The 13,531-nt window shown below is 61.6% G+C and carries 15 protein-coding genes and 1 tRNA gene; 14 read left to right on the top strand and 2 right to left on the bottom strand.

Annotated features, from left to right (window positions below):
• Positions 1 to 71: 71 nt before the first annotated feature.
• From ACTNFK_RS08955 to ACTNFK_RS08945, 3 genes are all read left to right on the top strand, one after another.
• Entirely contained in the window at positions 72 to 1,598 is a 1,527-nt protein-coding gene (locus ACTNFK_RS08955) for a glycosyltransferase family 2 protein (protein WP_435936929.1), read from the top strand.
• Positions 1,598 to 1,807, top strand: a complete 210-nt coding sequence (locus ACTNFK_RS08950) for a hypothetical protein (RefSeq protein ID WP_435936930.1) — start codon at positions 1,598 to 1,600, stop codon at positions 1,805 to 1,807. The genes ACTNFK_RS08955 and ACTNFK_RS08950 overlap by 1 nt, the downstream gene beginning before the upstream one ends.
• A 201-nt stretch (positions 1,808 to 2,008) precedes the next feature.
• Positions 2,009 to 2,590 carry an OsmC family protein gene (locus ACTNFK_RS08945; protein WP_435936931.1) on the top strand — a complete coding sequence of 194 codons (582 nt, stop codon included), beginning with the start codon at positions 2,009 to 2,011 and terminating at the stop codon, positions 2,588 to 2,590.
• A 49-nt stretch (positions 2,591 to 2,639) separates the two neighbouring features.
• Here ACTNFK_RS08945 and ACTNFK_RS08940 read toward each other — a convergent pair whose 3' ends face one another.
• Entirely contained in the window at positions 2,640 to 3,866 is a 1,227-nt protein-coding gene (locus ACTNFK_RS08940; protein WP_435936932.1) for an IS30 family transposase, read from the bottom strand.
• A gap of 152 nt (positions 3,867 to 4,018) precedes the next feature.
• Between ACTNFK_RS08940 and deoC the strand changes: the two genes are divergently transcribed.
• The 9 genes from deoC to ACTNFK_RS08895 all read left to right on the top strand — a co-directional run bounded on the left by deoC (position 4,019) and on the right by ACTNFK_RS08895 (position 9,088).
• Entirely contained in the window at positions 4,019 to 4,720 is a 702-nt protein-coding gene (gene deoC / locus ACTNFK_RS08935; RefSeq protein ID WP_435937746.1) for a deoxyribose-phosphate aldolase, read from the top strand.
• Between the two features lie 94 nt (positions 4,721 to 4,814).
• Positions 4,815 to 5,777, top strand: a complete 963-nt coding sequence (locus tag ACTNFK_RS08930) for a Ppx/GppA phosphatase family protein (RefSeq protein WP_435937747.1) — start codon at positions 4,815 to 4,817, stop codon at positions 5,775 to 5,777.
• Positions 5,778 to 5,882: 105 nt separating this feature from the next.
• Positions 5,883 to 6,326 carry a hypothetical protein gene (locus tag ACTNFK_RS08925; protein ID WP_435937748.1) on the top strand — a complete coding sequence of 148 codons (444 nt, stop codon included), beginning with the start codon at positions 5,883 to 5,885 and terminating at the stop codon, positions 6,324 to 6,326.
• A 73-nt stretch (positions 6,327 to 6,399) separates the two neighbouring features.
• On the top strand, positions 6,400 to 6,630 hold the full coding sequence (locus ACTNFK_RS08920; RefSeq protein ID WP_435937749.1) for a type II toxin-antitoxin system Phd/YefM family antitoxin: 231 nt from the start codon (positions 6,400 to 6,402) through the stop codon (positions 6,628 to 6,630).
• Positions 6,627 to 7,016, top strand: coding sequence for a type II toxin-antitoxin system VapC family toxin (locus ACTNFK_RS08915; protein WP_435937753.1), 390 nt, complete (start codon positions 6,627 to 6,629; stop codon positions 7,014 to 7,016). The genes ACTNFK_RS08920 and ACTNFK_RS08915 overlap by 4 nt, the downstream gene beginning before the upstream one ends.
• Positions 7,017 to 7,162: 146 nt before the next feature.
• A tRNA-Gln gene (locus ACTNFK_RS08910) sits at positions 7,163 to 7,237 on the top strand.
• 278 nt (positions 7,238 to 7,515) lie between these two features.
• A complete protein-coding gene (locus ACTNFK_RS08905; protein ID WP_435937750.1) occupies positions 7,516 to 7,938 on the top strand; it encodes a (deoxy)nucleoside triphosphate pyrophosphohydrolase in 423 nt (140 codons plus the stop codon).
• Entirely contained in the window at positions 7,938 to 8,612 is a 675-nt protein-coding gene (locus tag ACTNFK_RS08900; RefSeq protein ID WP_435937751.1) for a phospholipase D-like domain-containing protein, read from the top strand. Before ACTNFK_RS08905 ends, ACTNFK_RS08900 begins: the two co-directional genes overlap by 1 nt.
• 14 nt (positions 8,613 to 8,626) lie before the next feature.
• A complete protein-coding gene (locus ACTNFK_RS08895) occupies positions 8,627 to 9,088 on the top strand; it encodes a DEAD/DEAH box helicase family protein (RefSeq protein ID WP_435937752.1) in 462 nt (153 codons plus the stop codon).
• Here ACTNFK_RS08895 and ACTNFK_RS08890 read toward each other — a convergent pair.
• Positions 9,057 to 10,367 carry an ISL3 family transposase gene (locus tag ACTNFK_RS08890; protein WP_445117151.1) on the bottom strand — a complete coding sequence of 437 codons (1,311 nt, stop codon included), beginning with the start codon at positions 10,365 to 10,367 and terminating at the stop codon, positions 9,057 to 9,059. The genes ACTNFK_RS08895 and ACTNFK_RS08890 overlap by 32 nt on opposite strands.
• A 148-nt stretch (positions 10,368 to 10,515) precedes the next feature.
• Here ACTNFK_RS08890 and ACTNFK_RS08885 point away from each other — a divergent pair, with 148 nt between their 5' ends.
• Positions 10,516 to 12,303 carry a DUF3427 domain-containing protein gene (locus ACTNFK_RS08885; protein ID WP_435937674.1) on the top strand — a complete coding sequence of 596 codons (1,788 nt, stop codon included), beginning with the start codon at positions 10,516 to 10,518 and terminating at the stop codon, positions 12,301 to 12,303.
• Between the two features lie 80 nt (positions 12,304 to 12,383).
• Entirely contained in the window at positions 12,384 to 13,217 is an 834-nt protein-coding gene (locus ACTNFK_RS08880) for an aldo/keto reductase (RefSeq protein ID WP_435937672.1), read from the top strand.
• The last annotated feature ends 314 nt before the right edge of the window (positions 13,218 to 13,531 follow it).

The raw sequence follows: 13,531 nt of genomic DNA, 5'->3' as shown, positions 1-13,531 counted from the left end.
GGACAAGCAGAGCCATCCGGGGGGACGCGGCTACGAACAAGTTTTTTCAGCGAATCGTCGGGCTCGCCGTCATGTGGGTCGTCTTGGCCGCGGCGGGCCTGCTCTGGTGGGCGGTGACCGTCGAGCATCCTGAAACCATGTGGGATCCCGTTTCGGTGACCATCGGCGGGGCGTGGACGCTGATGTACAGCACGGAGTTGCCCAAACTGCGCCTCCTCGCAGTTGCCCTTGCCCTCGCGCTCGTGATGATCTTGATCGTGGTCGCCGCCGAACGCATCGTCTCGCGCCGCTACCGGCGCACCCCGCCGCACCGGCGGGATCGTTCGCTCGCACCCCGACAGATTATGGCGCGCACGCGCGGAGTGTTTGCCGGTGAGGTGACGGTCACCGCGCTGATTCCTGCCCACAACGAGGAGGCATCGCTGCCCGCGACGATCGCGTCGTTGCGGGCGCAGACTTCGCCGCCCGATCGGGTGATCGTGGTCGCCGATAACTGCACCGACGGCACCGTGCGCGTCGCACACGAGGCGGGCGCGGAGGTCTTTGAGACGGTCGCAAACACCCACAAGAAGGGTGGCGCGCTGAACCAGGCGCTCGCGGGTCTGCTGCCTGAGCTCGGCGACAACGATTCGGTGTTGGTGATGGATGCAGACACCCAGCTCGGCGCCGAGTTCATTGCGACGGCGAAGCGGTACTTCACGAACGATCGCGCACTGATGGCCGTCGGTGGACTGTTCTCGGGCGAGGAGGGGCACGGGCTGCTCGGCCAGTTCCAGCGCAACGAGTACTTCAGGTACCAGCGCGAGATACGTCGCCGCGATGGCCGGGTGTTCGTGCTGACCGGCACGGGCACGGCGTTTCGGGCGAGCGCTCTGCGTGCAGTCGCCGAGGCGCGCGGAAGCGCGATCCCCGGGTTAGCCGGCGACGTGTACGACACCTTCGCGCTCACGGAAGACAACGAACTTACGATCGCGATCAAGTCGCTGGGCGGCCTGATGGTCTCGCCACCCGAGTGTTCCGTTGTCACCGAACTCATGCCCAACTGGCGGATGCTGTGGGCGCAGCGGCTGCGCTGGCAGCGCGGTGCCCTCGAGAACCTCGGTGCCTACGGGGTGACCCCGCAGACCTTCCGGTACTGGGCGCAGCAGATTGCGATCGGCTATGGCGTATTCGCTCTCGCCGCCTACTTTGCGCTCATCTTCCTGATGATTTTTGCGACCGACACCTGGGTGTGGTTCCCCTTCTGGATCGCGATCGGCGGGCTCTTTGCCGTGGAGCGCGTGGTCACGTCTTGGCGGGGTGGGTGGAAGGCCCGAGTGCTGGCCGTGTTCATCATCCCCGAATTGATCTACGACTCCTTCCTGAACCTTGCGTTCCTGAAGGGTGTGCTCGAGATCTCCGCTGGCCAGCGGCCCACGTGGAAGCACGTTAAGCACACGCCCTCCACCGCGCTGGAGCAGGAGCCGAGCTCCGTTGACGAGCACGTGGTGAGTGAGGAACCGGTCTCCATCGTCGATCTCAGCGCGCCGGGCGAACCGTCCAGATCGGCTGCGCTTGGCAGCCATGCCACGCCTGAACACACGGAGGTGCGGGCCTGATGGTCGTGCAAGGAATCTTGTTTCCGCAGGAGTGGCTGGCGAGCGACTGGTTCGCGGTCTTCGCGACCGTCGTCGCAATCAACACCCTCGTCTACGTGGTGCTCGGCATCTCGAAGCTCTTCCCGGTGTGGCATTTGAAGCTCTTTCAACGCAACGGGAGAAACCGCCGAGGCGAGACTCGCAGCATCTACCCTGACGCAAGGCCGTAGATGTCTCTGATTCAACGCGCGTCGTGACGATCTGTGTCGGCATGTTGCGCTTCGTGACGGTGCGTTTCGTGGGGTGACGGGGGCGCTTTTCATGGCGGGGGAGAACAGGCACAGTGGGTGACACCGCGAGAGCGGATCCCGATCCTCGCCCGGCGCACCAGCCCGGGCGAACCCACATCGCCGCCGAAGAAGGGCACCCTGATGAGCACCACCGCAATCCCCGTTGCCGAAATCCCCACAGTCGATGCGCAGGCACCGTTTGCGCCGATCACCCCGGCGGAGCGATCCACCAAGCTCGCGAGCCTCGGTGCCTGGGTGCAGGGCATCGCCGCCGACCCGTCGAAGGCGGCGCTCACCGTGCGCGTGAGCGGCGCGGCCGCCGGCGCGGTGGGCAGCGTGTACTCGGCCGGCGGGCATCGCCTCGTCGTTGACGAGCCCGCAGCGCTCGGTGGCGACGGGCTCGCGGCGAACCCGGTTGAGTTCGCGCTCACCGCGCTCCTGTCGTGCCAGGTCGTCACCTACCGGGTGTGGGCCGAGAAGCTCGGGATCACCCTCGACACCATCGAGGCGACCGCCGACGGCGCGCTCGATGTGCGGGGATTCCTGGGCCTTGACGATGCCGTGCGCCCGGGCTTCCAAGGCATCAGCGTGCAGGTACGGGTGAGTGGGCCCGAGACCGCGGAGCGCTACCGCGAACTTCAGGATGCCGTCGATGCGCACTGCCCCGTGCTGGATCTCTTCGCGAACTCCACTCCGCTGCAGACCGAGCTGATCGTCGACTGAGCGCGGGTTTCTCAAGTGGGCAGTAGATGTCGCTTTGCCAGGGGCGGTTTCAGCTTGCTAGCGCAACACCGGTGATGAGTGGTTCGAGTTTCTCACGCGGCGTGTAGTACCCGAGTGTTTTCCGTGGCCGATCATTCAAAAGCTGTTGCATCTCCTCAATGTCGACATCACTGACGTGGTTGAAGTTGCTGCCCTTGGGATAAAAATCACGTATCAAACCATTCAGGTTTTCGTTCGAGCCGCGCTGCCAGGGCGAGTGGGGGTCACAGAAAAACACTGGGCAATCAGTCGCGATCGTGAACTCGGCGTGCTGCGCCATTTCACTGCCCTGGTCCCAGGTGAGGGTCTTGCGCATACTCGCGGGGAGACCCTTGACCAGATCCTGCAGAACATCAATCACGGTCGTTGAATCCCGCTTTCCCGGGAGACGCCCGATGAGCGCATACCTGGTGCGGCGTTCCACGAGCGTCACGAGCCCCGAGTTGTCTGGACCGACCACCAGGTCGCCCTCCCAATGCCCGGGAACCGCACGATCAGCGGCTTCCGCGGGACGATCGGTAAGTCTCGCCCCCTCCAGCCAGGGACGGCTGCTACGCCGCGGCAGTTTCGATTGCGGGATACGGCCGGTCCGACCCGAACGCAATGCCTTCTCAACGGTGAGCTCGTGCCGGAGTGCGCCTTTGCCCTGCACATACAGCGCTTGATAGATCGTCTCGTGGGACACGTGTCTCTCCGGATGGTTGGGGTATTTCAACCGTAACCGTTCAGCGACTTGCTGCGGTGAATGCTTCGCGTTCAACCCTGCCATGACCGCCACACGCAACCAGGGGTCTGCGAGTCTCCCCGGCCGTGTGCGAGGCCTTGCGGTGAGCGCCCGATAGTGGGCGACTTCGGCAACATATCTTCGCTGTGTCGCGTACTCCACACCATGCTGTGAGAGTTCACGCGACACCGTCGATGCGGACACTCCCAGTTCGCTCGCGATGCGACGCATCGAGAGCGGCTCAGGCAACGACCTCGCTGCCTGAATGTAGGACCGGTCAGCGAGCGTGAGTCGACGATACGCACGACCGGAGTGCACAGTGACCACACGGTCCATGTCAACGGCCGCGACACCGCCATGGTGTCCCAGAGTGAAAGTCATGCCAGCGAGTATGGCCCAACGACTCAGCGTCGTACGCGCGACACCCATCGCGCGGCTCACTTCCAAAGCGGACATGCCACGGGTGAGCGCGACTAACACGCGCTCCCGTTCATCCCAGGACAAGATATTCATGTGCGTAACCTCCAAATGGTTGGAGTGTTGCGCTAACCCCCTGAAACCGCCAGGGGGGAAACGACATCTACTGCCCACGTGCGAGGTCGGCGGGCAGCGGGTGAGTGTCAGCGCATCGCGAACGCACACGACACGTGAGTTAGGGTCGAGGCGTGACTCTCACCGCCTCGGATTTCCTCGCAATCGCCGATCACACGCTCCTGACACCGGGAACCACCGAACCTGAACTGCACCAGTTTCTCGGTGAGGCGCTTCGGCTCGGGGTTGCCCGGGTGTGCATCAGCCCGTCGCTTCTCCCAGTGGATCCTGTCGCGCTCGGCGAGCTCGAGATTGTGACGGTCGTTGGGTTCCCATCCGGGGCGCACACGGCCCCGGTCAAGGCGTTTGAGGCCGCCCGCGCGATTGCGGCCGGCGCGCACGAGATCGACATGGTGGTGAACCAGGGGCTCGTGCGGGCGGGGGAGTGGGACGCTGTTCGGGCCGAGATTGCGGGGGTGCGGGCCGCGTGCCCCGGCCAGGTGCTCAAGGTGATTCTCGAGACCGCCACGCTCACAGATGACGAGATCGTGGGGGCCTGCCGGGCCGCCGAGGAGGCCGGTGCCGACTTTGTGAAGACGTCGACGGGTTTCAGCCCGGCCGGCGGCGCGACGGTGCACGCGGTGCGGCTCATGGCGGCAACGGTGGGCGGACGGCTCGGCGTGAAGGCATCGGGCGGGATCCGCACGGCCGACGCGGTGCGCGAGCTGTGGGCGGCCGGTGCCACCCGCTTTGGCGTCTCGGCGACGGCCGCGATCGTCCACGGCTGGGAGGCGGGGGAGCCGCCAGCAGTCTTAGCGTCACCACCTACGTACTGAGGCGACGCTCGCGCAGGGTTCACGCTCACTGAACCGTGCGTCGGTGTCCACCCGAGCGCGGTTTTGAGCTGGCACCGCGTCATACACTGGGGGGATGCGCCTCGGAGTGATCGACGTCGGATCCAACACCGTCCACCTGCTCGTCGTTGACGCGCACGCGGGCGCGAGCCCGGTGCCATACCACTCGCAGCGCTCGACGCTCCGACTCATGCGCTATCTCGACAAGCAGGGCGCGATCACAGAGGAGGGTCAGCGGCTCATCATCGGCGCGATCCGCGAAGCGCTCGACACGGTCGCCGAGATCGGCGTCGACGACCTGATCGCGACCGCCACCTCGGCGATTCGCGAGGCGACCAACGGCGAAGAGGTGCTCGCCCGCATCACCCGCAAGACGGGCCAGGTGCTGCAGGTGCTCTCGGGCGAAGACGAGGCCCGCATCACGATGCTCGCGGTGCGCCGCTGGCTGGGCTGGTCGGCGGGCGAGATCCTGCTGTTTGACATCGGTGGCGGCTCGTTCGAGATCGCGCAGGGTGCCGACGAGTACCCCGACGTGCAGGTCTCGTTGCCGCTCGGTGCCGGCCGTTCGACGATCAACTTTTTGCCAGAGGATCCGCCGCAGCGCGAGGCGGTGTCAAAGCTTCGGGCGCACGCCCGCGCCGAGTTCACAAAGGTGCGCGACACGCTCTTCGCCGACCGCCCGAAGCCGAAACGCGTGGTGGGCACATCGAAGACGATCCGGTCGCTGGGGCGGCTTGTGGGCGGGCCGGCAGACCCGGTGACGGGGGATCTGGCGCCGATCCACTACACCGGCCTGCGCGAGTGGGAGCCGACGCTGCGCGACATGCCCTCGAACGTGCGCCAATACCTGCCGGGCATCACGCCCGAGCGTGGGTATCAGATTCTGGCGGGCGCGATCGTGCTGCGCACCGCGATGAAGGTGTTCGATGTGCCGACCCTCACGGTGTCGCCGTGGGCGCTGCGCGAGGGCATCGTGCTGCGCTACATCGACGCACTCGATTCGCCGGGCGCGGCGGCTCCTCCGCTGGGCGCACCATAGGGCACTCGCCGCTCACAACCTGGATCAGGCATCCGACCGCGGTGACTTATCCACAGATTGGCACTTCTGCCACTCGGAATTGACCTGCACCAGCAGGCTGTAGGAATGAATCACAACTCCACGCCAATGAAAGACCGCGCACTACCGACCGATACCGAGCTGCGAGACCAACTGCAGCTCATGCTGGATCGTGCATTTCGCACCCAACTTTGGATGCTCTTCTTGAGCAGCGACCACCGTATCCTCGATCCGATCATGCCAATGGATGACCTTCCAAGATCTCCCGATGTGCTGTGCAATACCGAAGACTTCGGCAAGGTGGCTTTCTCTCGGGTACTTGTTGACCGTGCGAACGCGATCCGGCAGATGGTCGGCGGGGAATCGACCGTGTTCGTCTGGGAGCGTCCCGGCCTCGCGCGGCCGACTTCCAAGGATCTCGCTTGGGCGCGGGCGATTGCTCATGAGGCGGTGGATCAGGGGCTCCGCGTGCGCGCACAATTCACCTTGCACAGTGGGGGTGTGCGCCGGATTGCGGAAGACCTGAGCTGACGCTGATGCTGTTTGCGAGCCAACCTAACCAACTTTGGTTGACCAAGTTGAAATTCAAACGTACTGTTGGGACATGGAGCACGTGAAGGTTCAGTATGCGAAGACACATCTCTCCGCTCTGCTCGCACTAGTTGAGCGAGGGCAGGAGGTAATCATCTCGCGCGGGTCGACGCCAGTCGCGAAGTTGGTTCCATTTGAGCAGCATCGGGAGCGGGAGCTCGGCTTCGTCGACTACACCGTGCCGAGCGAGTTCTTCGACGCCTTGCCCGAGGGAGAGCTACAAGCTTGGGAGAGGCAGGGGTGAAGTACCTGCTTGACACTCATGCGTTGCTCTGGGCGCTGACGGAACCTGATCGAATTGGCGACAGAGCCAAAGAAGTCATGGCTGTACAGTCATCGAATCTGGTCGTCTCGGCCGCTACTACATGGGAGGTGGCGACAAAACGCCGCCTGGGGAAGCTGCCACAGGCTGATGCCCTGGTCGCGACCTATTCGCGACACCTCGATCGACTGGGTGTCGAGCGGCTCGAAGTTACTGAAGATCATGCACTTCTGGCAGGTTCCCTCGAGTGGACTCACCGAGACCCATTCGACCGGATGCTCGCGGCACAAGCCGTGATCGAGTCTATGACGCTGGTCACACGAGACCTTGCGTTTGGCGAAGTTGTGGGTGTGAAAACTCTGTGGTGAAGGATGCGTCCGCGCGATGCCCATACGCGCGGCTTTTTACATGCGCAGTTAGTTGAGCGGGCGCGCGCGGGTGTCCCGCTTTTGGCAAGTAGAGGCAGATGGGGTATCGTTGAACCTCGGTGCTGCACTGCTTGCGGAGTAGCCCTTGGGGTATGGTGTAATTGGCAACACGGAGGTTTCTGGTACCTTTGTTCTTGGTTCGAGTCCAGGTACCCCAGCCAGTGAAGTCCTGATCTTCTTCGGAAGATTGGGATTTTTTCATTTCCGTGGATGGCTGGTTCGTTCCGCGCGCTGGCTCAGCGTTGGCGACGGCGTGGGCATGCGTCGGGCGTGCCGATCCATCCGCATTAGCAGGTCGCTGCGACGGAAGTCGCACCACACGGAAGCGAGAACGCGGTGCGTTCTCTTCAACTTCCGTGTGCCCTCCAGACCCGGCCAGGCACCCCCGCCGCGTGCCCACGCCGACGTTACGAGGTCTACGCCGGCTAGGCTATGAACGATGGACAGCGCAGACACCACTCCGAAGCCGAAACGTCGTATCAACGTTGTTGGTGCAGTGCTGATTCGGGACGAAAAGATTCTGGCAGCGAAGCGTGGAGACCACATGTCGCTGCCTGGCCTGTGGGAATTTCCTGGCGGAAAGATCGAACCCGGAGAAACGCCACAAGAAGCACTCAGGCGGGAGCTCGCAGAGGAACTCCTGTGCGCTGCTGACATCGGTGAGCACTTGGAGACTACCGAGCACGAGTACGACTTTGGCATCGTAATCCTCACGACATACTTCTGTACGCTCAGCCAGGATGAGCCGCAGCTCACCGAGCACGCAGAGATTCGCTGGCTCGCTGCTGCTGATCTCGAATCCGTCGAGTGGGCCCCGGCTGATATTCCGGCAGTTCAGCGGCTTCGATCAGTGAGCCTGTAGTGGCATCTGAAACTCAGAGAACTTTGCAGGCAGACACTGCCTTTGGGTTTCTAGATTCCTCTCTCGCCTCGAGCCAGATTTATCATCCACAGCTCATCTCTAACCAGGATGAGCATATGATGCTTCGTGCGATTCGACACGAAATCGTGCGTGCGGAACGGTTCACGTTCTCGGTCGCCTTCATTACACCTGGCGCCTTGGCGCTGCTCAAACAGGCACTCGTGGACTTCCGGGGAAGCGGCGTCATCGTCACTTCAACCTATCTCAACTTCAATGCTCCGGACACCTTCAGAGAATTGCTGGGGTTCAGTGGCGTCGAGGTCTTCGTGCATCACGAAGTGGGCAAGGGCTTTCACCCTAAAGGCTATCTATTTGAAGAACCGGAATCCTCAACGGCAATCATTGGTAGCTCAAATCTGACTGCACGAGCTTTGCTCCAGAACAAGGAATGGAATCTGCGTTTCTCCGCACTGCCGGGTGGAGACATTGTTGAGCAGCTCAGGCGAGAGATATCTGGCCAGATGCAGTCGTCAGTCCCTCTCACCGTGAGTGGATTGCGGCATATGAAGCTCACTATTCCCGGAGCAATCGCAACGTCGTGGCTGAAATGCCATCTCTTGTCAACGCCGCGGAGGATTGGTGGGAGGAGAAACCGGGTCGTTCTGGAGCACTGATTCTTCCGAATGTAATGCAGGTTGATGCATTGCGAGCAATTGAGGAAGTGCGCGCAGCCGGAGAGCGGCGTGCGGTCGTGATCTCAGCCACGGGAACTGGAAAAACGATACTTTCGGCCCTGGATGTTCGGGCAGCAGACCCGAACAGGGTTCTCTTTGTGGTGCACCGAGAACAGATTCTTGATGCTGCAATTGAAGCGTTCCGGCAAGTCATCGGGGCCGCGGAATGCGACATTGGGAAGTTCGTGGGAACTCGCAAGGAGCTCGACCGAAAATACGTGTTTGCCACGATTCAATCGATTTCACGACCTGAGAACCTGGGTGCCATAGATCCGGCGCACTTCGACTATGTGCTGATCGACGAAGTGCATCGTGCAGGGGCGCAGAGCTATCGTCGGATCATTGATCATCTTGAACCGGATTTCCTTCTTGGACTTACCGGGCTCATCGCATTTGTGAGTGTAGATACGGTCTGAAACCGCCAGCCTCGAGGAGCGACCTCGCGATGTAGTTCGTGAGGTTCCTAAATCCGAGCGCGGACCCGCGGAGGTGCTCAAGCCTGCCGTTGATCGCTTCGGTTGGTCCGTTCGATGTTCTCGGGTGATCGAAATACGCGAGGATGTCCACCCTTCGCCGGTCGAGCGTGTACGCGAGTTTCCGGAGCTCGGTGAACCTGGCCGGCGTGGTCTGTTTCACCGTGTCGATGATTTCCCGTAACCGTTTCCGGCCGAGACCTGCGAACTTCTCTCGGTACGCGGCGACGACTTGCTGGTACACGCGCCATGCTCGCCACACATCCCCATGACGGGGGTCAGCGAACACCGCATCAAGCCTCGCTTGCTGCTTTACGGTGAGGAACGCCTCCCCGGTTCTGAGGACCCGCCGCACCCCGTAGAGCGGGTCTTTCGCCCGGCCGCGATGCCCGAGGGTTTCTTGTTGCACGCGCTGCCGGGTGCGGTCGAGCATGTCACCGGCGAGCTGGACGACATGGAACGGGTCCATCACTTCGACGGCATCAGGGAGGTGCTCTTTCGATGCGGTCTTGAACCCGGTGAATCCGTCCATCGCGACGACCTCGATCCCGTCACGCCATGCTTGTGTGCGGTCGCTCAGCCAGCGACTGAACACCTGCTTCGAACGACCCGGCACCATATCGAGGAGCCTGGCCGGGCCTCGTTTCTCACGTACCGGGGTGAGGTCAATGAGCACGGTGACGTACTTGTCACCTCGGCGGGTGTGCCGCCACACATGCTCGTCGACACCAATCACCGTGACCCTGTCAAACCGGGCCGGGTCATTGATCAGCGCCCGGTGACCCTCGGCCAGGATCGCGGCGTTCGCGGTGTGCCAAGACACGCCGAGATTCGCGGCCGTGCACGACACGGTGAGGTGATCGATCACGACCGCTTCGAGCGCGAAACGCAGCCCTGCCCGGGTGATTTTCGCCCGTTCCGGTGCGGCCATGCTGGTGTCCTCACGCCACACCTTCCGGCACCAATCACATCGGTATCGGCGCACCCGGATTTTCAGCGTCGTGGCACGATGCCCGAACGGGGTATGCGCCAAGGTCCGCGTCACGGTATCGCGCAGCACGCCCTCAGCGCCACACCGCCGACACCACGGGTCGGGCTCGATGAGACGGCAGTCCAGCACGACCCTGCCGGGCTCGAATCTTTGCCCGACCGCGGTCAGGCCGAGCTGATCGAGCTGGCAGAAAGTCGTGAGATCGGCAGGTTGGAAGGTAGCGTGGTGCATGTCGAGGTCTTTCGGATGGGGAGCGTCAGAACTTCCATCATCGGGAGACCTCGACCCATCTCCACTGCACCACACCGCGGAGCACTTCTACACTCTTAAATGCGAAGAGCCACTTACCGCGACGCCGGAACGCACTGACGATTTCAACGTGTTTGAGTTGTTCGACTTCAACGTTCCATACGAAATTCGTCTGCAGGCTGCGCTCGAAGCAGACATGCTTGTTCCGTTTCACTATTACGGTGTGACTGACTATGTGGATGAAACAGGCGAAACTGTCACCGATGCTTCAGACCTCTCGCGACTGATAGCGGAGGAACGGGTGGCCCATCTCTTGGAGGCTATCGAGCAGTATGGGCATGCCGGTCCTACGCGAGGGCTGATTTTCTGCAGCCGCAGGGAGGAAACCGCTGAACTCTCGCGCTTGCTCAATGACTCAGACTCGCACGGCAAACGACTGAGAACACGCGCACTAAGCGGGCTGGACCCTGTCGAAACCCGCGCGAACGTGGTTGCGGCTTTGGAACGCGGCGAACTCGACTACATCATTACCGTCGATATCTTCAACGAGGGAATTGATATTCCATCGGTGAATCAGGTTGTCATGCTCAGGCAGACACAGTCGAGCATCGTGTTTACGCAGCAACTTGGACGCGGGCTGAGGAAGGCTGCTGGCAAGGATCATCTCCGAGTCATCGACTTCATCGGGAACTACACCAACAACTACCTCATTCCGATTGCACTAATCGGTGACAGTTCCCTGAACAAGGACGTCATTCGACAGAAGCTCATCAAAGTTGATGAAGCCGGCGCGATCTCGGGGCTCTCCAGTATCAACTTCGACAAGATCTCACGTGATCGGGTTCTGCAGTCACTCTCAGCGGTTTCTCTAGACAGTATGAAGAATCTGAAGTCGGCGTTCCTGGAAATGGAGCAACGATTAGGCGCGCCGCCAAAGCTCATAGATTTTGCGCGATTTGAGGCTGTTGACCCGGTCGTGATTGCCACCAAACGAAAAAACTACTGGCAGCTTCTGCGCACGCTGAAACGGGAAACTGAAGCTCCGGCAGAGCTTGCCAATGCGGTATTGAGCTTCCTGTCCGCAGAGCTCCTGAATGGCAAGCGTCCGCATGAACTTCTCCTGCTCAAGGAACTCCTTGCTGGGCGGCAAATGAGTCGTGCTGAGTACCGCATCTTCCTTTCCGTTCACGGTTGTGTCCACGACGCGGGAACTCTCGACTCAGTTCAGAGGGTGTTGTCCCTCGAGTTCTTCACAACCAGTGAGCGGCAGAAGTACGGAAATCAAGCACTGGTCAACCTCGACGGGGAGCATTTCACCTTTCCGGATGTCATTGCGGACTCACTCGTAACGGACCCGAAATTCCGAGCCCACTTCGAAGACGCAATTGAAACTGGTCTCTTTTTGGCCAGGCATCGATATAACTGGACTGGCGAACTCGAAGTTGGCAGGCAATATTCCCGAAAAGACGTCTGCCGGCAGCTCAACTGGAACTCAAACGAGTACAGCACCATCTACGGCTACAAGGTGGACTTTTCTTCCAACTCGTGTCCGATCTTCGTGACGTATCACAAGGCGGATCATGTATCCGAGAGCACACAGTATGGGGACGAATTCCTTGACCCAGCAACGCTCCGATGGTTCACGCGGAGTCGAAGAACGTTGCAGAGTTCTGAGGTGAAATCTATTGTGGAGAATGCAATCCCTCTTCACCTCTTTGCAAAGAAGGACGACGCCGAGGGGCTGGAGTTTACCTACCTCGGGCGGGCTGAATCGCGAGAGCCGGTCCAGGAGCAGATGCCAGGTGGCGACGGCAAGATGCTGAATGTGGTCACGATGAAGCTCGCCCTCGAATCTCCGATGGACGAAGGTCTCTATCGATACTTGGTCACTTCGGAGTACGCAGGGCCAGAAGCCTAAACAGAAGCTCCTGCCAGACGGGCCGCTTCAAACACAGATGCCGATGATGCCACCGCATCGAAAGGGAAAGGCAGAATCTCATGACACACGAACGCATCGCACACAGCGGGTTCACCCTGCCCGCAATCGGGTTTGGCACCTGGCAGTTGTGGGGCGTCGAGGGTTCCGCCACCGTGGCGCGCGCGATCCACAATGGGTACACGCTGATTGATTCGGCCGTGAACTACGAGAACGAGGGCGCGATCGGGCACGGGGTGCGCACCTCGGGAGTGCCGCGCGAGCAGATCATCGTCACCTCGAAGCTGCCCGGCCGCCATCACGCGCCGCATCGCGCGAAAGTCGCGATCGAGGAGAGCGTGTACCGCACCGGGCTCGACCACATCGACCTGTACCTGATCCACTGGCCGAACCCGGCGCAGGGCCTCTACGTCGACGCGTGGCGCGCGCTCATCGCCGCCAAAGAGCAGGGGCTCGTGCGGGCGATCGGGGTCAGCAACTTCCTGCCCGAACACCTCGAACGCCTGCGCGTGGAAACCGGGGTGGTGCCCGAGGTGAACCAGATCGAGGTGCACCCGTACTTCCCGCAGCAGAAGGCGATCGATTACCATGCGCAGCACGGCATTATCACGGAGGCGTGGAGCCCGCTCGGGCGTGGCAACGATATGCTCAGCGACCCGGTGATCGGGCGGATCGCCGACGCGCACGGGGTCGGCCCCGGCCAGGTCGTGCTCGCCTGGGCGGTCGCCCGCGGGGTGATCCCGATCCCGAAGGCCAGCTCGGCGGTGTGGCAGCGCGAGAATCTCGCTGCGGTGGATCTCGTGCTCGCGCCGGAGGAGGTCGCGGCGATCACCGCGCTGGGCTGCCCGGATGGCCGCATGGCGAACCAGGACCCTGCGCACTATGAAGAGTTCTGAGTTCGCTCGGCCAGATAGTCAGAGCCGAGAGGTATCTTGGCGGGGCAAAAACGTCAACCGAGGCTTACTCTTGGGACATGAGCCGATCTCAAATTGTTAGCCAGCAGGAGTTATTCACGCGCGTTGAGGCAATTATGGATGGGTTGGAGGCTGGCGAGAGCTACACAGTGACGCGGCGTGGCCGAGAAGTTGCCGAACTCATTCCAATTCGACGCAAACGGAGATATGTAACCCGTGAATCCTTCATGGCAATGGACCAAGTGGGCCCTGGCGTTGACGCGGATAGAGCGATCTTAGACGTCCGTGGTGCTTTT

The organism is Leucobacter fengyongliangi, assembly GCF_052386045.1.
Note: the sequence above shows the minus strand (reverse complement) of the source record. Positions and strands in the feature narration are given on the sequence as shown.